The 19,401-nt window shown below is 65.2% G+C and carries 23 protein-coding genes; 20 read left to right on the forward strand and 3 right to left on the reverse strand.

The annotated features are described in order from the left end of the window. Positions 1-64 precede the first annotated feature (64 nt). From V9K97_RS02015 to V9K97_RS02075, 13 genes are all read left to right on the forward strand, one after another. On the forward strand, positions 65-1,090 hold the full coding sequence (locus V9K97_RS02015) for a sulfate ABC transporter substrate-binding protein (RefSeq protein ID WP_337315967.1): 1,026 nt from the start codon (positions 65-67) through the stop codon (positions 1,088-1,090). A 20-nt stretch (positions 1,091-1,110) separates the two neighbouring features. Beyond that, positions 1,111-1,695: an NADPH-dependent FMN reductase gene (ssuE, locus tag V9K97_RS02020; protein WP_337315968.1), complete on the forward strand. Its 585-nt coding sequence runs from the start codon at positions 1,111-1,113 to the stop codon at positions 1,693-1,695. A 95-nt stretch (positions 1,696-1,790) separates the two neighbouring features. Then, positions 1,791-1,925, forward strand: a complete 135-nt coding sequence (locus V9K97_RS02025) for a hypothetical protein (protein WP_309957588.1) — start codon at positions 1,791-1,793, stop codon at positions 1,923-1,925. A 37-nt stretch (positions 1,926-1,962) separates the two neighbouring features. Next, complete coding sequence (locus V9K97_RS02030) at positions 1,963-2,919, forward strand: sulfonate ABC transporter substrate-binding protein (protein ID WP_337315969.1); 957 nt, start codon at positions 1,963-1,965, stop codon at positions 2,917-2,919. After that, positions 2,916-3,074 (forward strand): hypothetical protein, encoded by a 159-nt coding sequence (locus V9K97_RS02035; protein WP_337315970.1) that lies wholly within the window; start codon positions 2,916-2,918, stop codon positions 3,072-3,074. The genes V9K97_RS02030 and V9K97_RS02035 overlap by 4 nt, the downstream gene beginning before the upstream one ends. A 28-nt stretch (positions 3,075-3,102) precedes the next feature. Further along, positions 3,103-4,272 carry an FMNH2-dependent alkanesulfonate monooxygenase gene (gene ssuD, locus V9K97_RS02040; RefSeq protein ID WP_337315971.1) on the forward strand — a complete coding sequence of 390 codons (1,170 nt, stop codon included), beginning with the start codon at positions 3,103-3,105 and terminating at the stop codon, positions 4,270-4,272. 8 nt (positions 4,273-4,280) lie between these two features. Beyond that, on the forward strand, positions 4,281-5,129 hold the full coding sequence (gene ssuC / locus V9K97_RS02045) for an aliphatic sulfonate ABC transporter permease SsuC (RefSeq protein ID WP_337315972.1): 849 nt from the start codon (positions 4,281-4,283) through the stop codon (positions 5,127-5,129). A gap of 11 nt (positions 5,130-5,140) precedes the next feature. Further along, on the forward strand, positions 5,141-6,130 hold the full coding sequence (locus V9K97_RS02050; protein ID WP_337315973.1) for an aliphatic sulfonate ABC transporter substrate-binding protein: 990 nt from the start codon (positions 5,141-5,143) through the stop codon (positions 6,128-6,130). Further along, entirely contained in the window at positions 6,127-6,957 is an 831-nt protein-coding gene (locus V9K97_RS02055; protein ID WP_337315974.1) for an ATP-binding cassette domain-containing protein, read from the forward strand. Before V9K97_RS02050 ends, V9K97_RS02055 begins: the two co-directional genes overlap by 4 nt. Positions 6,958-6,991: 34 nt before the next feature. Continuing rightward, complete coding sequence (locus V9K97_RS02060) at positions 6,992-8,281, forward strand: O-acetylhomoserine aminocarboxypropyltransferase/cysteine synthase family protein (RefSeq protein ID WP_337315975.1); 1,290 nt, start codon at positions 6,992-6,994, stop codon at positions 8,279-8,281. 60 nt (positions 8,282-8,341) lie between these two features. Further along, complete coding sequence (locus V9K97_RS02065; protein WP_007829250.1) at positions 8,342-8,557, forward strand: TOBE domain-containing protein; 216 nt, start codon at positions 8,342-8,344, stop codon at positions 8,555-8,557. Between the two features lie 139 nt (positions 8,558-8,696). Beyond that, complete coding sequence (gene epsC, locus V9K97_RS02070; RefSeq protein WP_337315976.1) at positions 8,697-9,611, forward strand: serine O-acetyltransferase EpsC; 915 nt, start codon at positions 8,697-8,699, stop codon at positions 9,609-9,611. A gap of 73 nt (positions 9,612-9,684) precedes the next feature. Continuing rightward, positions 9,685-11,052 carry an NAD(P)/FAD-dependent oxidoreductase gene (locus tag V9K97_RS02075; RefSeq protein ID WP_337315977.1) on the forward strand — a complete coding sequence of 456 codons (1,368 nt, stop codon included), beginning with the start codon at positions 9,685-9,687 and terminating at the stop codon, positions 11,050-11,052. Here the strand turns inward: V9K97_RS02075 and V9K97_RS02080 are convergent. Continuing rightward, on the reverse strand, positions 11,039-11,761 hold the full coding sequence (locus V9K97_RS02080; protein WP_337315978.1) for an Asp/Glu/hydantoin racemase: 723 nt from the start codon (positions 11,759-11,761) through the stop codon (positions 11,039-11,041). The two genes, V9K97_RS02075 and V9K97_RS02080, sit on opposite strands and share 14 nt — an antisense overlap. Before the next feature lie 13 nt (positions 11,762-11,774). Beyond that, positions 11,775-12,707 (reverse strand): 2-dehydropantoate 2-reductase, encoded by a 933-nt coding sequence (panE, locus tag V9K97_RS02085; protein WP_337315979.1) that lies wholly within the window; start codon positions 12,705-12,707, stop codon positions 11,775-11,777. 183 nt (positions 12,708-12,890) lie between these two features. Here panE and V9K97_RS02090 point away from each other — a divergent pair, with 183 nt between their 5' ends. Beyond that, entirely contained in the window at positions 12,891-13,448 is a 558-nt protein-coding gene (locus tag V9K97_RS02090; protein ID WP_337315980.1) for an NADPH-dependent FMN reductase, read from the forward strand. A gap of 77 nt (positions 13,449-13,525) precedes the next feature. Here V9K97_RS02090 and V9K97_RS02095 read toward each other — a convergent pair whose 3' ends face one another. Beyond that, positions 13,526-14,173, reverse strand: a complete 648-nt coding sequence (locus V9K97_RS02095) for an FMN-dependent NADH-azoreductase (RefSeq protein WP_337315981.1) — start codon at positions 14,171-14,173, stop codon at positions 13,526-13,528. Between the two features lie 130 nt (positions 14,174-14,303). Between V9K97_RS02095 and V9K97_RS02100 the strand changes: the two genes are divergently transcribed. From V9K97_RS02100 to cysW, 6 genes are all read left to right on the forward strand, one after another. Next, positions 14,304-15,218 carry a LysR family transcriptional regulator gene (locus tag V9K97_RS02100; RefSeq protein WP_337315982.1) on the forward strand — a complete coding sequence of 305 codons (915 nt, stop codon included), beginning with the start codon at positions 14,304-14,306 and terminating at the stop codon, positions 15,216-15,218. A gap of 128 nt (positions 15,219-15,346) precedes the next feature. Further along, positions 15,347-15,988 (forward strand): peroxiredoxin, encoded by a 642-nt coding sequence (locus tag V9K97_RS02105; RefSeq protein WP_126746409.1) that lies wholly within the window; start codon positions 15,347-15,349, stop codon positions 15,986-15,988. Positions 15,989-16,008: 20 nt separating this feature from the next. Continuing rightward, the gene (locus tag V9K97_RS02110; protein WP_337315983.1) at positions 16,009-16,584 is read left to right on the forward strand and encodes an RBBP9/YdeN family alpha/beta hydrolase; all 576 of its coding nucleotides are present in this window, start codon (positions 16,009-16,011) and stop codon (positions 16,582-16,584) included. Next, entirely contained in the window at positions 16,581-17,597 is a 1,017-nt protein-coding gene (locus V9K97_RS02115; RefSeq protein ID WP_126746407.1) for a sulfate ABC transporter substrate-binding protein, read from the forward strand. Before V9K97_RS02110 ends, V9K97_RS02115 begins: the two co-directional genes overlap by 4 nt. Beyond that, positions 17,598-18,485 carry a sulfate ABC transporter permease subunit CysT gene (gene cysT, locus V9K97_RS02120; protein WP_337315984.1) on the forward strand — a complete coding sequence of 296 codons (888 nt, stop codon included), beginning with the start codon at positions 17,598-17,600 and terminating at the stop codon, positions 18,483-18,485. A 1-nt stretch (position 18,486) separates the two neighbouring features. Then, positions 18,487-19,389, forward strand: a complete 903-nt coding sequence (gene cysW / locus V9K97_RS02125) for a sulfate ABC transporter permease subunit CysW (RefSeq protein WP_337315985.1) — start codon at positions 18,487-18,489, stop codon at positions 19,387-19,389. The last annotated feature ends 12 nt before the right edge of the window (positions 19,390-19,401 follow it).

Genomic DNA, 19,401 nt, shown 5'->3' on the forward strand with positions numbered 1-19,401 from the left:
CCAGTTTCCATATGCCGTATTCAGAATACGTAGCTTCATTGATATGCCTTTTGAGTAAGACACCATGAGCCTTCGCCGCGACTTTATCAAGCTTTCCCTGGGGGCCGGCGTGGCCGGTGCCATGGCCCTGACAGCATTGCCGTCGTTTGCACAGGGCGCGGGCCCGGTGACGCTGCTGAACGTGTCGTACGACCCGACGCGCGAGCTGTATGTCGACTACAACCGCGCCTTCGCCAAATACTGGAAGGCCAAGACCGGCCAGGACGTGACCATCAAGCAGTCGCATGGCGGCTCGGGCAAGCAGGCGCGTTCCATCATCGACGGCATCGACGCCGACGTGGCCACGCTGGCGCTGGGCGGTGACATCGACGCGCTGGTCAAGCATGGCGGGGTCGTCAAGGAGGGCTGGCAGAAGCGCCTGCCGCAAAACTCGGCGCCGTACACGTCAACCATCGTGTTCCTGGTGAAAAAGGGCAACCCCAAGGGCTTGAAGGACTGGAGCGACCTGGTGAAGCCGGGCGTCCAGGTGATCACGCCCAACCCCAAGACCTCCGGCGGCGCCCGCTGGAACTACCTGGCCGCGTGGGAATTTGCCAAGCGCAAGTACGGCAGTGATGCCAAGGCCAAGGAATTCATCGGCAGCCTGTTCAAGAACGTGCCCGTGCTCGACACCGGCGCGCGCGGCTCGACCATCACCTTCGTGCAACGCGGCGTGGGCGACGTGCTGCTGGCTTGGGAGAACGAAGCCTTCCTGGCGCTGAAGGAGTTCGGCACCGACAAGTTCGAGATCGTGGTGCCTTCGATTTCCATCCTGGCCGAACCGACCGTGGCGGTGGTCGACAAGGTGGTCGACAAGAAGGGCACGCGCGCCGTGGCCGAGGAATACCTCAAGTACCTGTACTCCGATGAGGGCCAGGACATTGCGGGCCGCAACTTCTACCGCCCGACCTCGGAAAAGGCCAAGGCCAAGTACGACAAGCAGTTCCCCAAGCTCACGCTGGTTTCCATCGACGAAGCATTCGGCGGCTGGGCCAAGGCGGACAAGGCGCACTTTGCCGACGGCGGCTCGTTCGACCAGATCTACAAGTAAAACAGCAAAGAAAGCCTCTTGTGTCCGTTCTCCTGATTGCTGGCAGCCCTTCGGCACCGTCGCGTTCCACCGCCTTGCTCGAGGCCGTGGGTGAGCGGCTCGCCGGTCGCAATGCGCGCATCGAGCGGCTCGCCATCCGCGATCTGCCGGCACAGGCGCTGCTGCTGGCCGACTGGGACCACCCAGCCATCGAGCGCGCCATTGCGCAGGTGGCGCAGGCGCGGGTGGTCGTGGTGGCCACGCCGGTCTACAAGGCGGCTTACAGCGGCGTGCTGAAGGTTTTTCTCGACCTGCTGGCGCAGAACGCGCTCAAGGGCAAGACGGTGCTGCCGCTGGCCACCGGCGGCAGCCCGCACCACATGCTCGCGCTCGACTACGCATTGCGGCCCGTGCTGCATGCGCTCTCGGCGCGGCACATTCTTCCGGGTGTCTACGCCACCGATTCGCAGATCACGCTGACACCCGAGAACGCCTATCAGGTGCATGCCGACCTGGCCGAGCGGCTCAACGAAGCCGTCGAAGTGCTGGCGACCGAAGGGCTGAAGCTGCCGGCCACGCACGGCTTCGAACCGGTGCCGTTCTCACGCGTGCGATGTAGCGTCTGACGGGTTCCCCGTCGACCCCGCCTTCAGCTTCCATCTCAGTTCCCTTTTTTCGCCCGTATGCGGCGAGGGGACAGCTTTGCCCAAAGGAACCACACGTGAACCCCGTTGCCACCGAAGACTCCGCGCTCGACACGCCGCCTCGTTCCATCTGGCACGCGTTGCGAGACCTTGCCATCAGCACGGTCGTGGTCACGGCCGTTGCGCTCATCGTCGGTTTCATCTCGGCCTGAGCCCGGTTTGCTCCTCCGCACACGAAAGAACAACCTCATGACTTCGATCTCCATTCCACGCCGTCGCCTGCTGCAGGGCGCTGCCGCCGCGGTAGCGTTTCCTTCTTTCGGCGCGCTTGCCCAGGCGCCTGCGCGCCAGCTTCGCATCGGCAAGCAGAAAGGCCTGCTCAGCATTCTCAAAGGCCGCGGTACGCTCGAGAAGCGGCTCGCGCCGCTCGGCGTGTCGCTCAAGTGGACCGAGTTCACCGCCGGCCCGGTGCAGCTCGAAGCGCTGAATGTCGGCTCCATCGACTTCGGCGACGTGGGCGAGGCGCCGCCCATCTTTGCGCAGGCCGCGGGGGCGCCGCTGGCCTATGTGGCCGCCACGCTGCAACGCCCGCAGTCGGAAGCGGTGCTGGTGCCCAAGGGTTCGGGCATCAAGACCGTGGCCGAGTTGAAGGGAAAGAAGATTGCGCTCAACAAGGGCTCGAACGTTCACTACTTCATCGTCAAGCTGGCCGAGAAGCACGGCCTTGCGTACAGCGACCTGAACCTTGTCTACCTGCCGCCGGCCGATGCGCGCGCCGCCTTCGAGAAGGGCTCGGTCGACGCATGGGTGATCTGGGATCCGTTTCTTGCGGCCGCCGAAAAATCGCTCGAGGCGCGCGTGCTGGCCGACGCGACCGGCGTGGTGGGCAACCGCTCGTACTACTTCTCGTCGCTCGACTATGCGGCGAAGAACGCCGACGTGCTGGCCATCGTGACCGAGGAGATCGGCAAGATCGACGCCTGGGGCACCACCAACAAGAGCGATCTTGCCGCCGAGCTGGCCGCCCTCTGGGGCCTGCCGAAGCCGGTGGCCGACCTGACGGTGGCGCGCGCGGTCTACGGCACCGGCCCCATCACCAAGGCGATTCTTGCCGAGCAGCAAAAGATCGCGGACACCTTCTTCGACCTGAAGCTGATTCCGAAGCGGATCAACGTGCTCGAGGCCGCTCCGGCGGGAATTGCGTGACGCGCGAAACCTTGCGCAGCCGCGCTAATTGCGTGCTCGCGACCACTAGGCGCGCGTGGGGCATTTCCGAGCCGCAGGCCGGCCGTTCGCGTGCCGCCTTGCCGCGCCTGCGGTTCGCACCGCCCAGCGTGCGCGGCTTTTCCTTCGCCATCTGACGCCAGGTCCAACCGACGGAAAGAAGACATGCAGATATTCTGGTTTTTACCCACCCATGGCGACAGCCGCTATCTCGGCACGACCGAAGGCGCGCGCCAGGTCGACCTGGCCTACCTGCAGCAGATTGCCGGCGCCGCCGACAACCTCGGCTATGAAGGCGTGCTGATTCCCACCGGTCGCTCGTGCGAAGACCCCTGGGTGATCGCATCGAGCCTGATCGGCGCGACGAAGAAGCTCAAGTTCCTGGTCGCGGTGCGGCCGGGCCTGCACCAGCCCAGCCTGGCCGCGCGCATGGCCGCGACCTTCGACCGGCTCTCGGGCGGCCGCCTGCTGGTGAACCTGGTCACCGGCGGTGACCAGGCCGAGCTCGAAGGCGACGGCGTGTATCTCGACCATGGGGCGCGCTATGAGCAGTCGGCCGAGTTCATTCGCATCTGGCGCGAGATTCTTGCGCGCAGCCACGACGGCAAGTCTTTCGATTACGAAGGGCAGCACCTGAGCGTGAAGGGCGCGAAGCTGCTGTTTCCGCCGGTGCAGAACCCGCATCCGCCGGTGTGGTTCGGCGGCTCGTCGGCTGCCGCGCACGAACTCGCGGCCGAGCAGGTCGATGCCTATCTCACATGGGGCGAACCGCCCGCCGAAGTGGGCAAGAAGATTGCCGACGTGCGCAACCGCGCCGCGCGCAAAGGCCGCAAGGTCGAGTTCGGCATCCGGCTGCATGTGATCGTGCGCGAAACCGAAGACGCGGCATGGAAAGCCGCCGAAGATTTGATCAGCCGTGTCGACGATGACACGGTGATCCGCGCCCAGGCCGCCTTTGCGCGCATGGACTCCGAAGGCCAGCGCCGCATGGCCGCGCTGCATGCGGGCGGGGCCAAGCGCTCCCGTGCCGACCTGGAAATTTCGCCCAACCTTTGGGCCGGCGTGGGCTTGGTGCGTGGCGGCGCGGGCACCGCACTCGTGGGCGACCCCAAGACCGTGGCGGCGCGCATCGAGGAATACGCGGCGCTCGGCCTCGACAAATTCATTCTCTCGGGCTACCCGCATCTCGAAGAAGCCTACCGATTCGCAGAGCTGGTGTTTCCGCTGCTTTCGCGCAAGGCGCAAACGCGGCTCGCGGGCGGCTCGCTGAGCGGGCCCTTCGGCGAAGTCGTCGCCAATCTCGATGCGCCTTCGCGCTTCGCATCCCAAAGCTAAGGACCGTCATGACCGAACAAGTGCAGGAACTGCCGGCGCTCGCGCCTTCGCGAGAGAGCACCCCTGGAGCGCTGAAGGCCTTCGGCGCCAACGTTGCGGGCCGGCTGGTGCCGTGGCTCGTGCCGGTGGGGCTCATCGTCCTCTGGCAGATCGCTTCATCGCTGGGCTGGCTCTCCACCCGGGTGCTTCCGGCGCCGGTGGACGTGGTCAAGGCGGCCTGGAGCCTGGCGGTTTCGGGCGAGCTCTGGACGCACGTGAAGGTAAGCGCGGGGCGTGCGCTCGCGGGCCTTGCGATCGGCGGCGGAACCGGGCTGGTGCTGGGCCTCTTGACAGGCTCGGTGAAGTTCTTCGAGACGCTGCTCGACTCGACCATTCAGATGGTGCGCAACATTCCCGCGCTGGCGCTCATTCCGCTCGTGATCCTGTGGTTTGGCATCGACGAGTCGGCCAAGCTGTTTCTCATCTCGGTGTCGGTGTTCTTTCCGATCTATCTCAACACCTTTCACGGCATTCGCAACGTCGATCCGCAGCTGATCGAGATGGGCCGCACCTACGGCCTCTCTCGCTGGCAGCTGTACCGCGAGGTGATATTGCCGGGCGCGCTGTCGTCGATTCTGGTGGGCCTGCGCTTTTCGCTCGGGCTGATGTGGGTGATCCTGATCGTGGCCGAAACCATTTCGGCCCAGGCAGGCATCGGCTACCTCACGATGAATGCCCGCGAGTTCCTGCAGACCGACATCGTGCTGGTGGGCATCCTCTTGTATGCGCTGCTCGGCAAGCTGGCCGACCTGTTCGCGCGCGGGCTGGAGCAGTGGTGGCTGCGCTGGCACCCTGGCTACCAGAAGAAGCCGAAGTGAGGGCAGGGCGAATGATCAAACAATCCACGATCTCTCGCCGCACCGTCGTTGCGGGGCTGGCCGGCCTGGGCGCGCTCGGCACCGGCACAGTGCTGGCCCAGGGCACGGCCGCTCGGCCTGTGACGGTCCGGCTCGGGTACCAGAAGTCTTCAACGCTGATCGCGCTGCTGAAGGTGCAGGGCACGCTCGAAAAGCAGCTTGCAACGATCAACGCCACGCTGAGCTGGCATGAGTTCACCAGCGGCCTGCCGCTGCTCGAGGCGCTGAACCTCGACAACCTGGACATCAGCGCCGATGTGGCCGACACGGTGCCGGTGTTTGCGCAGGCCGCCGGTGCCGACCTGACCTTCGTCGCGCAAGAAGCGCCTTCGCCCGCGGCGCAGGCCATTCTGGTGCGCGAGGATTCACCGCTCAAATCGGTGGCCGACCTGAAGGGAAAGAAGATCGGCTTCGCCAAGGCGGCCGGCGCGCACTACCTGCTGATCGCTGCGCTGGAGAAGGCCGGCCTCTCGTTCAGGGACATCGATCCCGCCTACCTGACACCGGCCGACGGACGGGCCGCTTTCGAGCGCGGTGCCATCGACGCCTGGGTGGTGTGGGATCCGTTCCTTGCCGCGGCGCAACGCCAGGCCAAGGTGCGGGTGCTGGCTGACGGCACGGGCATCGCTTCATACCAGCGCTACTACCTTGCAAGCACCAAGTTCGCAAAGGCACGTGCGGATGTACTGCGCGTGGTGTATGCCGAGCTCGAAAAAACCGGCAAGTGGGTCAAGCAGAACCCGAAGGAAGCGGCGGCCCTGCTGTCGCCCGTGTGGGGTCTGGACGCCGCGACGATCGAACAGGCCAACGCGCGCCGAAGCTACGCGGTACGCCCGGTGCTGGCCGAAGCACTCGCCGAACAGCAGCGCATCGCCGATGCCTTCTTCGCGGAAAAGCTGTTGCCAAGAAAGATCAACGCGCTCGATGTGGCGCTGTTTCAACCGAGCCTGAAATCATCATGAGTGCCGTTCTGAAAGACATCCAGCAAACAGCCATCGCCGGCGGCGTGCGCCTCGAGGCGCGCGGGCTGCACAAGCGCTACGGCGAACGCGAGGTGCTGCGCAATACGCAGCTCACCATCGAGCCGGGGCAGTTCATCGCCATCGTGGGGCGCAGCGGCTGCGGCAAGAGCACGCTGCTGCGGCTCATTGCCGGGCTCGAGGAGGCTACGTCCGGCGGGCTCTATACGGACGGCAAGGCGATCGACGGCTTGCACGATGACACGCGGATCATGTTCCAGGAGGCGCGCCTCTTGCCCTGGCGCCGCGTGCTCGACAACGTGACGCTGGGCTTGCCCGGCGAGGCGAAGGCGCGTGGCAAGGATGTGCTCGCGCATGTGGGCCTGGCGGACCGCGAGAACGAATGGCCGGCGCGCCTCTCAGGCGGCCAGCGGCAGCGCGTGTCGCTGGCACGCGCGCTGGTGCACCACCCTCGGCTGCTGCTGCTCGACGAGCCGCTGGGCGCGCTCGACGCGCTCACGCGCATCGAGATGCACCGGCTCATCGAAAACCTGTGGCAGCGCCACCGCTTTACGGCGCTGCTGGTCACGCACGACGTGCAGGAAGCCGTGGCCCTTGCCGACCGCGTGATCCTGATCGAGGACGGCCGCATTGCGCTCGACGAGAACATTGCGCTCGCACGCCCGCGCTCGCAGGGCGACCCGGCCTTTGCCGCCATCGAGAAACGCATTCTCGACCGCGTGCTGCAGAAGGCCGGAGACACGGAGCCCGCGGAAACCGATGCCGCCTGGCTGCAGCCCTCGGCGCACACGCTGCGCTGGGCCGTCTGAATCCGCTCATTCACACAAACAGAAAGGCAGCTGCATGTCGCAGAACTGGAAATTCGAAACGCTGTCGGTGCACGCCGGCTACTCGCCCGAGCCGACCACGCGCGCCGTGGCGCCGCCCATCTATCAAACGGTGGCCTATGCCTTCGACAGCGCGCAGCACGGCGCCGACCTGTTCGACCTGAAGGTGCCGGGCAACATCTACACCCGCATCAACAACCCGACGCAGGACGTGCTCGAACAGCGCGTGGCCGCGCTCGAGGGCGGCATTGCGGCGCTCGCGCTGGCCTCGGGCCAGGCGGCCGTGACCTATGCGATCCAGACCATCGCCGAGGCGGGCGACAACATCGTCAGCAGCACCGCGCTGTATGGCGGCACCTACAACCTGTTCGCGCACACGTTGCCGCAGTTCGGCATTACCACGCGCTTTGCCGACCACCGCGATCCAAAAAGCTTCGAGAAGCTGTTCGACGAGAAGACCAAGGCGGTGTTCGTCGAGTCGCTCGGCAACCCGGCCGGCAACGTGACGGACATTGCAGCCATTGCCGAGATTGCGCACCGCCACGGCGTGCCACTGATCGTGGACAACACCGTGCCTTCGCCGTACCTGAGCCGGCCTATCGAACATGGCGCGGACATCGTGGTGCATTCGCTCACCAAGTACCTCGGCGGGCACGGCACCAGCATCGGCGGCGCCATCGTCGATTCGGGCAAGTTTCCGTGGGCGCAGCACAAGGAGCGTTTCAGGCGCCTGAACGAGCCCGACGTGAGTTACCACGGCGTGGTCTACACCGAAGCGCTGGGCCCGGCCGCCTACATCGGCCGCGCACGCGTGGTGCCGCTTCGCAACACAGGCGCGGCCATTTCGCCGTTCAATGCCTTCCTGATCCTGCAGGGCATCGAGACGCTGGCGCTGCGAATGGACCGCATCAGCAGCAATGCGCTTGCGGTGGCGCAGCACCTCAAGACGCACAAGGCCGTCAACTGGGTCAACTACGCGGCGCTCGAAGACCACCCCGATCACGCACTGGCGAAGAAGTATTTCGGCGGCAAGTCGAGCGGCGTGCTCACCTTCGGCATTGGCAGCGGCCGCGAGGGCGGCGCGAAGTTTCTCGATGCGCTGAAGCTCTTCACGCGGCTCGTGAACATCGGCGACGTGCGTTCGCTGGCCACGCATCCGGCCTCTACCACGCACCGGCAGCTCTCGCCCGAAGAGTTGGCGCGGGCCGGCGTCACGGAAGACACGGTACGCCTTTCGGTCGGCATCGAGCACATCGACGACCTGCTGGCCGACCTCGACCAGGCGCTGGCCGCCGCGACCGCCTGAGCGCGCGCTTCCATTCACCCACCCGAATCATCCGTTCAACCTGAAAGAGAAAGCAACACCATGTCCATTCAAGCCATCAACGTACGCAACCAGTTCAAGGGCAAGGTCCGCGAGATCATCCGCGGCGACGTCGTCTCCGAAGTCGATGTCGAAACCGCCTGGGGCATCGTCACCTCGGTCATCACCACCCGCTCGGTCGACGAGCTTCAGCTGAAGGTGGGCTCCGACGTGGTGGCGCTCGTCAAGTCCACGGAGGTTTCGATCGCAAAGCTCTGACGGACCCTCGGGCTTGCGACACCCGGCGCCGCTTTGGCGCCGGGCTTTTCTTGAGTTGCCGCGTCACCGGGTTTTCAGTTCTTGGCACAAGCGCCGGGGGCTTCTACAGTGTGGCTACACATGTCCCGGAGAAAGCAACATGGTCAATTTTGAAGTGAGCGACGTCGTTCGCGCACTGCACGGTGCGCGCGACGAGTGGCGCGACTCGCAGCGCCGTTCGCGCGAGCCCGGTGCGCGCGAATTTCCGTCGCGCGAGGCGCTTGCGCAGATCGTGGAGTCGCTCAAGGGTGCGCTGTTTCCCATGCGGCTCGGGCCGCCGGAGCTGCGCCATGAGAGCGAGGACTTCTACGTCGGCCACACGCTGAACACCGCCTTGCACGCGCTGCTGGTGCAGGCGCGCCTGGAGTTGAACTTCAACGCCCGCCACGATCCGCGCCCCGCGAGCGAGATCGATCAGATTGCCACCGATGCCGTTCGCCAGTTTGCGAACGCGTTGCCGGGTTTGCGCCGCCTGCTCGACAGCGACGTGCTCGCGGCCTACCAGGGCGACCCTGCGGCGCGCAGCGTGGACGAAGTGCTGCTGTGCTACCCGGGCGTGCTGGCAATGATTCACCACCGGCTCGCGCACCGGCTCTACGAGCTCGACCTGCCGCTCCTGGCGCGCATCGTGGCCGAACTGGCACATGCGCAAACGGGCATCGACATTCACCCCGGCGCGCAGATCGACGCGGGCTTTTTCATGGACCACGGCACGGGCGTCGTGATCGGCGAAACGGCGGTCATCGGCAAGCGCGTGCGGCTTTACCAGGCCGTGACGCTGGGCGCCAAGCGCTTTCCGACCGATGCCGAGGGCAACCTGCAGAAGGGCCTGCCGCGCCATCCGGTGGTGGAAGACGACGTGGTGATCTATGCCGGCGCCACCATCCTCGGGCGCGTGACGCTGGGGAAGGGCGCCGTCATCGGCGGCAACGTGTGGATCACCGACAACGTGCCCGCTGGTGCGAGCGTGACGCAGGCCAGCCTGCAGAACGCGCCGAAGACCGGCACGCCATAGGAATGCCGCGCGGATCCGGCCGCGGCCGGCCGCGCTATGCTTCGCGGTTGTCAACAATGGTGCTTGCCCCCGCATGTCCTCGCCCCAAGCTACTTCTTCCGCTTCTTCCATGCCGCGGACGGCCGACGAATCCTGCGATGTGCTCGTGATCGGCGGCGGACCCGCAGGTTCGACGATTTCGGCGCTGCTCGCGCAACAGGGCCGCAAGGTGGTGCTGCTCGAAAAGGCGCATCACCCGCGCTTTCACATCGGCGAATCGCTGCTGCCGGCCAACGTGGAGCTTTTCGAGAAGCTCGGCGTGCGCGACCAGGTCGAGAAGATCGGCATGCCCAAGTTCGGCATCGAGTTTGTCTCGCCGGACCATGAGCATCGCAGCTACGTGGACTTTGCCGAAGGCTGGGACAAGTCGCTCGACTCCGCCTGGCAGGTGCGCCGCTCGGAGCTCGACGAACTGCTATTCCGCAATGCCGCCACGCGCGGCGCGCAGACGATCGAGGGCTGCAAGGTGCGCGACGTGGCGTTCGACGCCGACGGGGCCACGGTCCAGGCCGAGATGGACGATGGTGCCAAGCGCAGCTGGCGCGCGCGCTTTGTGGTCGATGCCACGGGCCGCGACACGCTGCTGGCCAATAAATTCCGCTGCAAGGAAAAGAACCCCGACCACAACAGCACCGCGCTGTTCGGCCACTTCACCAATGCCGAAAGGCTCGAGGGCAAGAAGGAAGGCAACATCAGCATCTGCTGGTTTCCGCACGGCTGGTTCTGGTTCATCCCGCTGGCCGATGGCACCACCAGCGTGGGCGCGGTTTGCTGGCCTTACTACCTGAAGACGCGCGACAAGCCGTTGAAGGACTTTTTCTACGACACCATCGCGCTGTGCCCGGTGCTGGTGGACCGACTGAAGAACGCCACGCTCGTGGACGACGCGGTGCACGCCACGGGCAACTTCTCGTACTCGAGCACCCATGCCACCGGCGACCGCTACCTGATGCTGGGCGACGCCTTCACCTTCATCGACCCGATGTTCTCGTCCGGCGTGTACCTGGCCATGCACAGCGCATTCGACGGCGCCGAACTGGTCGCCACGGCGCTCGACAAACCGGCCGAGCTGGCGCCCGCGCGCAAGGATTTCGAGGCCATGATGCGCAAGGGGCCGCGCGAGTATTCGTGGTTCATCTACCGCGTGACCAATCCGACCATCCGCGACATGTTCATGCACCCGGGCAATCCGTTCCGCGTGAAGGAAGGGCTGATGTCGCTGCTGGCCGGCGACATCTACCGCGGCACGCCGATCTGGCGGGCGCTCGGCATGTTCAAGTTTCTCTACTACTTCATCTCTATCACCCACATGCGCCGCACGTGGGAGGGATGGAAGCGGCACCGCTTCAACATCCGCGACATGGGCGCGCTGAAGGGCGAGACGATTCTCAAATCGGAGTAGCGCGGGCCGCAGGGCTCGCAAAGGCAGAGGCCTGCGCCGCCCATGCCGTGCGCGATGCGCGCAGCGTTGCCACCGCATGCGCGACGCCCGTGGCGGGACTCGCGAGCACCTCGATGCCAAGGTCTGCGAGCTCATGCGCAACGGGCGCCATGGAGGCTTGCGCAAGAACCACGGCGTCGGCTGCGATAGCGGCAGTGCGAATGGCCTTGGCCAACATCTCGATGTAGCGGGCGGTGTCGCCGGCCTCGAAGTACGGCCAGGCTTCTTCGACCCAGAGCACGCTCGGTTTGACACCGGCGCCGGCCTGCGCCGCAGTTGAAAGAATCAGCGCAGTGGTGGGCTCCAGGGTGCTTTCGAGCGCTGCGGCAATCAGCACGCGCGGACCGGCGCGCACGGCACGCTCGGCCATTGCGCGGTCGATGCGCTGGGCGGTGAAGGCGCCGCCCGTCGCGGTTTTTTCCGCAATGCCTCCGATGGTGGAGCAGGTGCATGCAACCACGGCGGCGCCGTCGGATGCAGCCTCGCGCATGGCGTCGTGCACGCGGGCGGCCAACTTCGGGTTGTCGATGCCGGAGGCGCGGGCTTCGTGCAGCAGTTCTTCCCTTACCAGGTGGCGCACTTCCAGCTCGGGCGCAATCTCGCGGGTGAGGCGCTCGAAGGTTGGCACATGAACCTGCGCGGTGTGGAGAAAAGCGATGGCGTCGGTCATCGGGGAACCCTCGTCAGGTGGCTTGTCGGGCGCGCTGCGCCTCGTAGGCTTTCAGGTGAACGTAGGCGATGCGCAGCACCGAAGGCGTCGGCGAACGGCCTGCCGGTGCGCGGCCGAGCAGGTCTCCCACGATGTGGTCCGCCTCGACCGGTGCACTGCGCACGATGTCCTTGTACATCGACGCCGTCATTGGCGAGCCCGGCGCCGTCATGATGGCGCGACCGCGCTCGATGGCCGCCGGGCGGGGTGCGAAGCCGTTGTGCGAGGCAATGGCGCAGCATTCGTCGAAGATCGCAAGTGCCACGTCCTGGCCGCCCGCGCTGGCGATGTCGCCGATGGAAGCTCGCATCAGGCTCGTGAGGCCGGCCGCCGAGGCAATGAAAACCCATTTCTCCCACATGTCCTGCGAGATGGTTTCGCTTGCGGCGGCATCGAACTTCGCGCCCGCGAACTGGGCCGCAATGGCATCGACGCGGGCCGAACGGCCGCCCGCGCGCTCGCCGTAGCTCAGGCCGTGCATGTCGTTGAGATGCAGCACGCGGCCTTCGTTGTCCAGCGTGGCGGAGATCATGCAAAGGCCGCCCAGCACGCGCTCGTCGCCGAAGCGTGCGACCAGGCGCTCGATGTGGCTCATGCCGTTGAGCAGGGGGAGGATGACCGTGTCCGGCCCCACAGCCGGTGCGAACGACTCCATGGTCGAGTCGAGGTCGTAGGCCTTGCTGCCGACCACGATCACGTCGAATGGCGCCTTGATGTCTTCAGCCAGCACGTGGGGCGGCGAGGGCAATTGCAGGTTGCCGAACGGGCTCTGGACCACCAGGCCTGTCTTCTCGATTTGCGCCGCGCGCCGGGGGCGCAGCAAAAAGGTCACATCGCGTCCCGCCTCCAGCAAACGGCCGCCAAAATAACCGCCGAGTGCGCCGGCACCCACCATCAAGAATCTCATCGTGCATTGCTCCTGGGGTCGAAAGGACCGGGACGATGATGCCTTCGATTCAAAGCGCCTGCTTGGGGCGCCGAAAAGGCGGGCGCAATGGAAGAGCTTTTCTGGAAAAGGTCTTGGGTGCTTCGCATAATGGTTTTCACCATTTGGATTCCTTCCCTTCACTCATCTCAAGGAGCTTCATTCATGAGCCAGACCCGAATTGCCGTGATCGTCGGCAGCCTTCGCAAGGATTCGTACAACCAAAAGTTGGCCCTTGCGCTGGCGCACCTTGCACCGTCGGACTTCACCTTCGAGCATCTGCGCATCGACAATCTGCCCCTGTACAACCAGGACGACGACGGCAACCCGGCGGCTTCTGTGAAGCGGCTGAAAACCGAGATTGCGGCAGCGCAAGGCTTGTTGTTCGTAACGCCCGAATACAACCGCTCGTTCCCCGGTGTACTGAAGAATGCGATCGACCATGCATCGCGGCCGTATGGGCAGAGTGCCTGGGGCGGCAAGCCTGCCGCCGTGGTCGGTATATCGGTCGGGGCGACCGGCACCGCGCTGGCGCAGCAGCATTTGCGCAACGTGCTGGCTTACCTCGACGTTCCGACGATGGGCTCGCCGGAGATATTCCTGCAGTTCAAGGACGGCCTGTTCGACGACAAGGGCCACATCGGCAACGAGGGCACGAAGAAGTTCCTGCAGGGGTGGATGGACAAGTACGTCGCCTGGATCAAGATCCACTCGGCCGTCTGATGCACCGATCCGTCATCGGGCACGCATGAAAAAAAGCCGCTCCTGGGAGCGGCTTTTTGTTTTGACGCGAGCGAGGCTCAGGCAGCTTGTGCCACGTCCTTCTGGTTCGCGGCTTCGGCCGTTGCCGTGAGGATGTCGGCGCGCGCAGAAGCCAGCGCGGCGGCCTTGGGTGCGTCACCCATGGCCAGGCCTTCGGCGCGCACGAAGCGCACGTCGGTAACGCCGAAGAAGCCGAAGATCGCCGTCAGGTAGCTCTCTTGGTGTTCCATGGCCCGGCCGCCTTCGGTGGTCGAGTAGACGCCGCCGCGGCTGGACGCCACGATCACGGTCTTTCCGCCGGCCAGGCCCACGGGGCCCTTGTCGGTGTACTTGAAGGTGCGGCCGATCTGGGCGAGGCGGTCGATCCAGGCCTTGAGCTGGGTCGGGATCGAGAAGTTGTAAAGCGGCGCGCCGACCACGATGACGTCGGAGGCGAGGAACTGGCTCACGAGCTTTTCGGAAAGCTCGTTTTCGCGTTGCTGCGCTTCGGTCGGCTGGGCCTGCACGCCCGTCTTGATGCCCAGCGCATCGGCGCTGAAATGCGGCGGGGTGTTCACGGCAAGGTCGAGATATTCGACCGTGGTGTCCGGATGCGCGGCTTTCCACGCGGCCACGATCTCGGCCGTGAGGAGGCGGGAGGTCGAGTTGGTACTCAGGATGCTGGAATCGACGTGGAGCAGTTTCATGGTGAATCGCTTTCGTGTGGGGGTCGACGCTCAAAAGTGGCCGACGATGTGGGAATTCTATTTTTGATGCGAGTCGACGATAAGTAGGTGAAATTTGCCTACATCGTTCTATTTGCAGGACAATGAAGGCATGCAAGACCTCAACGACATGGTTTTCTTCGCTGAAGTGGCGGAGCGGGGCGGCTTTGCCGCGGCAAGCCGCGCGCTCGGCGTCCCCAAGTCGCGGCTGTCGCGCCGCGTGGCCGATCTTGAGGAGCGGCTGGGTGTGCAGCTGATGCAGCGCAGCACGCGGCGGCTTTCGCTCACGCCGGCGGGCGAGATCTACCTGAGGCATTCGGCGGCCATGCGCGACGCAGCGCAGGCGGCGGCCGAGGCCGTGGCGCAGGTGCAAACGGAGCCGAGCGGCACGGTGCGGCTGAGCTGCCCCATTTCCATTGCGCACAGCGGGTTGGGCCGGTTGCTGCCGCAGTTCATGGAGCGTTACCCCGGCGTGCGTATCGACCTGCGGGTGTTGAACAGGCCGGTCGACCTGATCGAGGAGGGCATCGACATCGCCTTGCGCGTGCGGCCAGCCATCGAGGACAGCACCACCCTGGTGGCCAAGGTGCTGGGAACGAGCCGCGCGGTGCTGGTGATGAGGCCGGACTTGCTGAAGCGCCAGGGGCCGGTGAAAACGCCCGCCGACCTTGTCCGGCTCCAGACCGCGGCCATGTCGGCCAACGGCGAGGGGCGGAGCGAATGGCGGCTGGAAGGCCCGAATGGCGAGATCTACACGCACGTTCATACACCGCGCTATGTGGCGGACGATCTCGCGACGCTGCAACTGGCCGTGCTCGAGGGTGCGGGCGCAACCCTGCTGCCCGGCTACATGTGCCGTGACGACGTGGAAGCGGGCCGCCTGGCGAGGGTGCTCCCCGAATGGGGCCCCCCAGCCGTCATTGCGCACATGGTTTTTCCAGCGCGGCGGGCGCTGGTGCCCGCGGTGCGACGGTTGATCGACTTCCTGGCCGAGCATCTGCACGGGAGCGAAACCGGAATGTACTAGCGTCCGTTAAATGACCGCGTCAGGCGGTCGTTATGCGGAAAACGCCATAACCAAACAAGTAGATATTCGTTTGGCATTGAAGCAGGCGTTCGCACAATCCCAGGTCCCATCCAATTCAAGGAGCGACCATGGCGACCCTGCGACTCGGCGACACAGCCCCCAATTTCACCCAGGACTCCAGCGAAGGCCCCCTCGACTTCTATCAGTGGGCCGGCGATTCGTGGGTCGTGTTCTTCTCGCACCCGGCCGATTTCACGCCCGTTTGCACCACCGAACTCGGCAAGACCGCGGCGCTGTCGGGCGAATTTGCCAAGCGCGGCGTCAAGCCGATCGCGCTGAGCGTCGACCCGGCCACCAAGCACAAGGAATGGATCGGCGACATCAACGAGACGCAGAACACCACGGTGAACTTCCCGATCGTGGCCGACCACGACCGCAAGGTGGCCGATCTGTACGACCTGATTCACCCCAACGCATCGGCCACTGCCACGGTGCGCAGCGTGTTCATCATCGATCCGAAGAAGGTGATTCGCGCGACCATCACTTACCCGGCATCGACCGGCCGCAATTTCGACGAAATCCTGCGCGTGATCGACTCGCTGCAGCTCACCGACAGCCACAAGGTGGCGACGCCTGTGAACTGGAAGGACGGCGACGACGTGGTCATCATCCCGAGCATCCAGGACCCGGCCGAACTGGCAGAGCGCTTTCCCAAGGGCTTCAAGGCCGTGAAGCCCTACCTGCGCATCACGCCGCAGCCCAACAGGTAAGCGGCCAGGGCAGCGCCGCCATGCAGACTTCCGTGATCATCGTGCCCGGCTGGCGCGACTCCGGGCCCGGCCATTGGCAGAGCCTGTGGCAGGAGCGCATTCCGGGCGCGGCACGGGTGGTGCAGGACGACTGGGCGTCGCCCAAGCGCGAGGCCTGGGTGTCTACGCTGGCCAGGCTGGTGCTCGAAAGCCCCGGCCCGGTGGTGATTGCCGCTCACAGCCTGGGCTGCATTGCGACGGCGCACCTGCCGGCCGAAGCGGCCGCGCGGGTCCGGGGGGCGCTCCTGGTGGCGCCGGCAGACCCCGAGCGCCGGGCCGTGCTGTCGGACTTTGCGCCGGTGCCCTATGCGGCCCTGCCGTACCGCAGCATCGTGGTGGCAAGCAGCAACGACCCGTATTGCCCGATCCGCCTGGCCGGCGCATATTCCCGCGCCTGGGGCAGTGAGTTTGTCCGCATGCAGAATGCGGGGCATATCAACATCGATTCGGGGCATGGAGACTGGCCGCTCGGCCTGGCCTTGCTCCAGTCGTTGACCGACGAGCCCGCCGCCTGGCCGGCGGGCCGTGAATTTTCAGAAACCTTGGCAACCACATGACTTCCAGACTCAAGACCTTCGCCGCCGTGCTCGCGTTGGCGTCCTCCGCATTCGCAGGCAGCAGCGCCTTTGCCCAGGGCACGACGCTGCTGAACGCCTCGTACGACGTGGCGCGCGAGTTCTACAAGGACTACAACGCGGCGTTCGTGGCCCACTACAAGAAGGCCACGGGCAAGGACGTGAAGATCGACCAGTCGCATGGCGGCTCCAGCGCGCAGGCGCGCGCTGTGGCCGACGGCCTCGATGCCGATGTGGTGACAATGAACACATCCACCGACATCGACTTTTTGGCCAATACCGGCGTGGTCGCGAAGGACTGGAACAAGCAGTTCCCCGAAAACGCATCGCCGACCACGTCGACCATGCTGTTCCTGGTGCGCAACGGCAACCCCAAGGGCATCAAGGACTGGGAAGACCTGGTCAAGCCGGGCGTGCAGGTGGTCATCGTCAACCCCAAGACCGGCGGCAACGGGCGCTATGCCTACCTTGCGGCCTGGGGCTACGTGAAGAAAAAGGGCGGCACCGACGCCCAGGCGGCCGAGTTCGTCGGCAAGCTGTTCAAGAACGTGCCGGTGCTGGCACGCGGCGGCCGCGACGCGACCACCGCCTTCCTGCAGCGCAACATCGGCGACGCGCTGATCACCTTCGAATCCGAAGTGGTGTCGATCGATCGCGAGTTCGGTACGGGCAAGGTCGATTCGGTCTACCCGTCGATCAGCATCGTGGCCGAGAACCCGGTGGCACTGGTCGAGCGCACGACCAAGAAAAAGGGCACCGGCGAACTCGCCAAGGCCTACCTCGATTGGCTCTATTCCGAAGAAGCGCAGGAAATTGCGGCCAAGCATGCGCTGCGCCCGCGTTCGCAAGCGGTGCTGAAGAAGCATGCCGCCACGTTCAAGCCGCTGCAGCTGTTCACGGTGCAAGAGCTTTTTGGCAGCCTTGGCGATGCACAGAAGGTGCACTTCAACGACGGCGGCCAGTTCGACAAGCTCTACACGCCCGGCGCAAAGTAAATGAGCGGCGCTGTTTCTTCGGCGCTCCCGTCCGCGGGAGCGCCGCTTTCGCATGTGAACCGGGCAGGGGGCTCCAGGCGGGTCCTGCCGGGCTTTCACATCACGCTCGGCTTTTCGATCTTTTATCTCTGCCTGATTGTTCTGATCCCGCTGTCGGCGCTGGTCTTCAAGACCTTCACGCTGAGCTGGGAGCAGTTTTGGACGGCCGTGACCGCGCCGCGCGTCATGGCCTCTTACCGGCTCACGTTCGGCGCGTCGCTGCTTGCGGCCATGGTGAATGCGGTGTTCGGCTTGCTGGTGGCCTGGGTGCTGGTGCGCTACAAGTTTCCGGGCAAGCGCATCGTCGATGCGCTGGTCGACCTGCCGTTTGCCTTGCCTACGGCGGTGGCCGGCATCTCGCTCACGGCGCTGCTTGCGGGCAACGGATGGATCGGGCAATTGCTCGAGCCGCACGGCATCAAGCTGGCGTTCACGCCGGCGGGCATTGTCATTGCGCTGATCTTCATCGGGCTGCCATTTGTGGTGCGCACCGTGCAGCCGGTGCTCGAAGATGCCGAGAAAGAGCTTGAAGAAGCCGCTACGTCGCTCGGCGCGACGCGCCTGCAGACCTTCACCAAGGTGATCTTCCCGTCGATTGCGCCCGCATTGCTTACCGGCTTTGCGATGGCTTTTGCGCGTGCCATCGGCGAATACGGCTCGGTGATCTTCATCGCCGGCAACATGCCGATGATTTCGGAAATCACGCCGCTCATCATCATCGGCAAGCTGGAGCAATACGACTTTGCCGGCGCAACCGCGGTCGCGCTCGTGATGCTGGTGATTTCGTTCATCCTGCTGCTGGTCATCAACGGCCTGCAAGCCTGGCAGCGCCGCCGCGCAGGAGCTTGAGATGAGCGCCCCTTCCAAAATCATTCGCCGCGCGCAGGCCGGCACCACCGAGTCGCCCTGGGTGCGCTGGCTGCTGATCGGCCTTGCGCTCGCGTTCATGTTCCTGTTCCTGGTGCTGCCGCTGGCAGCCGTGGCAACGGAGGCCTTGCGCAAGGGCGTGGGCGCCTATGTCGAGGCACTGAAAGAGCCCGATGCCTGGAGCGCGATTCGCCTCACGCTGATCACGGCCGCCATTTCGGTGCCGCTGAACCTGGTGTTCGGCGTTGCCGCGGCGTGGGCCATTGCCAAGTTCGAGTTTCGCGGCAAGGCCTTTCTGACCACGCTGGTCGACTTGCCGTTTGCGGTGTCGCCGGTGGTGGCGGGCCTGATCTACGTGCTGGTGTTCGGCGCGCAGGGCTGGTTCGGCCCATGGCTCGCGGAACACGACATCAAGATCATCTTCGCGGTGCCCGGCATCGTGCTTGCAACGGTGTTCGTGACCTTTCCGTTCATTGCGCGCGAGCTCGTGCCGCTGATGCAGGCACAGGGCACCGACGAAGAACAAGCCGCCATCGTGCTGGGTGCGACCGGCTGGCAGACCTTCTGGCGCGTGACCTTGCCCAACATCAAGTGGGGCCTGTTGTACGGCGTGATTCTTTGCAACGCGCGCGCCATGGGCGAGTTCGGCGCGGTGTCGGTGGTGTCCGGCCACATTCGCGGGCAGACCAACACCATGCCGCTGCATGTGGAAGTGCTCTACAACGAGTACCAGTCGGTGGCGGCGTTTGCCGTGGCATCGCTGCTGGCCATCCTGGCGCTCGTCACGCTGGTGATCAAGTCGGTTATCGAGTGGCGCCACGAGCGTGAAATGAAAGCCATTGCCGAGCTGCCGCCGGAACGTCCGCCCGAGCCCACGGTGGCCTGAGAGAGAAAGAAC

Origin of the sequence: Variovorax sp. CCNWLW186, assembly GCF_037203865.1 — a bacterium.
In the GTDB taxonomy this organism is placed as follows: domain Bacteria; phylum Pseudomonadota; class Gammaproteobacteria; order Burkholderiales; family Burkholderiaceae_C; genus Variovorax.

What these genes read in the sequence shown, in the direction of transcription:
- V9K97_RS02015 (WP_337315967.1), top strand. Translation starts at nt 65, where the DNA reads ATGAGCCTTCGCCGCGACTTTATCAAGCTTTCCCTGGGGGCCGGCGTG.
- V9K97_RS02030 (WP_337315969.1), top strand. Translation starts at nt 1,963, where the DNA reads ATGACTTCGATCTCCATTCCACGCCGTCGCCTGCTGCAGGGCGCTGCC.
- ssuD (WP_337315971.1), top strand. Translation starts at nt 3,103, where the DNA reads ATGCAGATATTCTGGTTTTTACCCACCCATGGCGACAGCCGCTATCTC.
- ssuC (WP_337315972.1), top strand. Translation starts at nt 4,281, where the DNA reads ATGACCGAACAAGTGCAGGAACTGCCGGCGCTCGCGCCTTCGCGAGAG.
- V9K97_RS02050 (WP_337315973.1), top strand. Translation starts at nt 5,141, where the DNA reads ATGATCAAACAATCCACGATCTCTCGCCGCACCGTCGTTGCGGGGCTG.
- V9K97_RS02055 (WP_337315974.1), top strand. Translation starts at nt 6,127, where the DNA reads ATGAGTGCCGTTCTGAAAGACATCCAGCAAACAGCCATCGCCGGCGGC.
- V9K97_RS02060 (WP_337315975.1), top strand. Translation starts at nt 6,992, where the DNA reads ATGTCGCAGAACTGGAAATTCGAAACGCTGTCGGTGCACGCCGGCTAC.
- V9K97_RS02065 (WP_007829250.1), top strand. Translation starts at nt 8,342, where the DNA reads ATGTCCATTCAAGCCATCAACGTACGCAACCAGTTCAAGGGCAAGGTC.
- epsC (WP_337315976.1), top strand. Translation starts at nt 8,697, where the DNA reads ATGGTCAATTTTGAAGTGAGCGACGTCGTTCGCGCACTGCACGGTGCG.
- V9K97_RS02075 (WP_337315977.1), top strand. Translation starts at nt 9,685, where the DNA reads ATGTCCTCGCCCCAAGCTACTTCTTCCGCTTCTTCCATGCCGCGGACG.
- V9K97_RS02080 (WP_337315978.1), bottom strand. Translation starts at nt 11,761, where the DNA reads ATGACCGACGCCATCGCTTTTCTCCACACCGCGCAGGTTCATGTGCCA.
- panE (WP_337315979.1), bottom strand. Translation starts at nt 12,707, where the DNA reads ATGAGATTCTTGATGGTGGGTGCCGGCGCACTCGGCGGTTATTTTGGC.
- V9K97_RS02090 (WP_337315980.1), top strand. Translation starts at nt 12,891, where the DNA reads ATGAGCCAGACCCGAATTGCCGTGATCGTCGGCAGCCTTCGCAAGGAT.
- V9K97_RS02095 (WP_337315981.1), bottom strand. Translation starts at nt 14,173, where the DNA reads ATGAAACTGCTCCACGTCGATTCCAGCATCCTGAGTACCAACTCGACC.
- V9K97_RS02100 (WP_337315982.1), top strand. Translation starts at nt 14,304, where the DNA reads ATGCAAGACCTCAACGACATGGTTTTCTTCGCTGAAGTGGCGGAGCGG.
- V9K97_RS02105 (WP_126746409.1), top strand. Translation starts at nt 15,347, where the DNA reads ATGGCGACCCTGCGACTCGGCGACACAGCCCCCAATTTCACCCAGGAC.
- V9K97_RS02110 (WP_337315983.1), top strand. Translation starts at nt 16,009, where the DNA reads ATGCAGACTTCCGTGATCATCGTGCCCGGCTGGCGCGACTCCGGGCCC.
- V9K97_RS02115 (WP_126746407.1), top strand. Translation starts at nt 16,581, where the DNA reads ATGACTTCCAGACTCAAGACCTTCGCCGCCGTGCTCGCGTTGGCGTCC.
- cysT (WP_337315984.1), top strand. Translation starts at nt 17,598, where the DNA reads ATGAGCGGCGCTGTTTCTTCGGCGCTCCCGTCCGCGGGAGCGCCGCTT.
- cysW (WP_337315985.1), top strand. Translation starts at nt 18,487, where the DNA reads ATGAGCGCCCCTTCCAAAATCATTCGCCGCGCGCAGGCCGGCACCACC.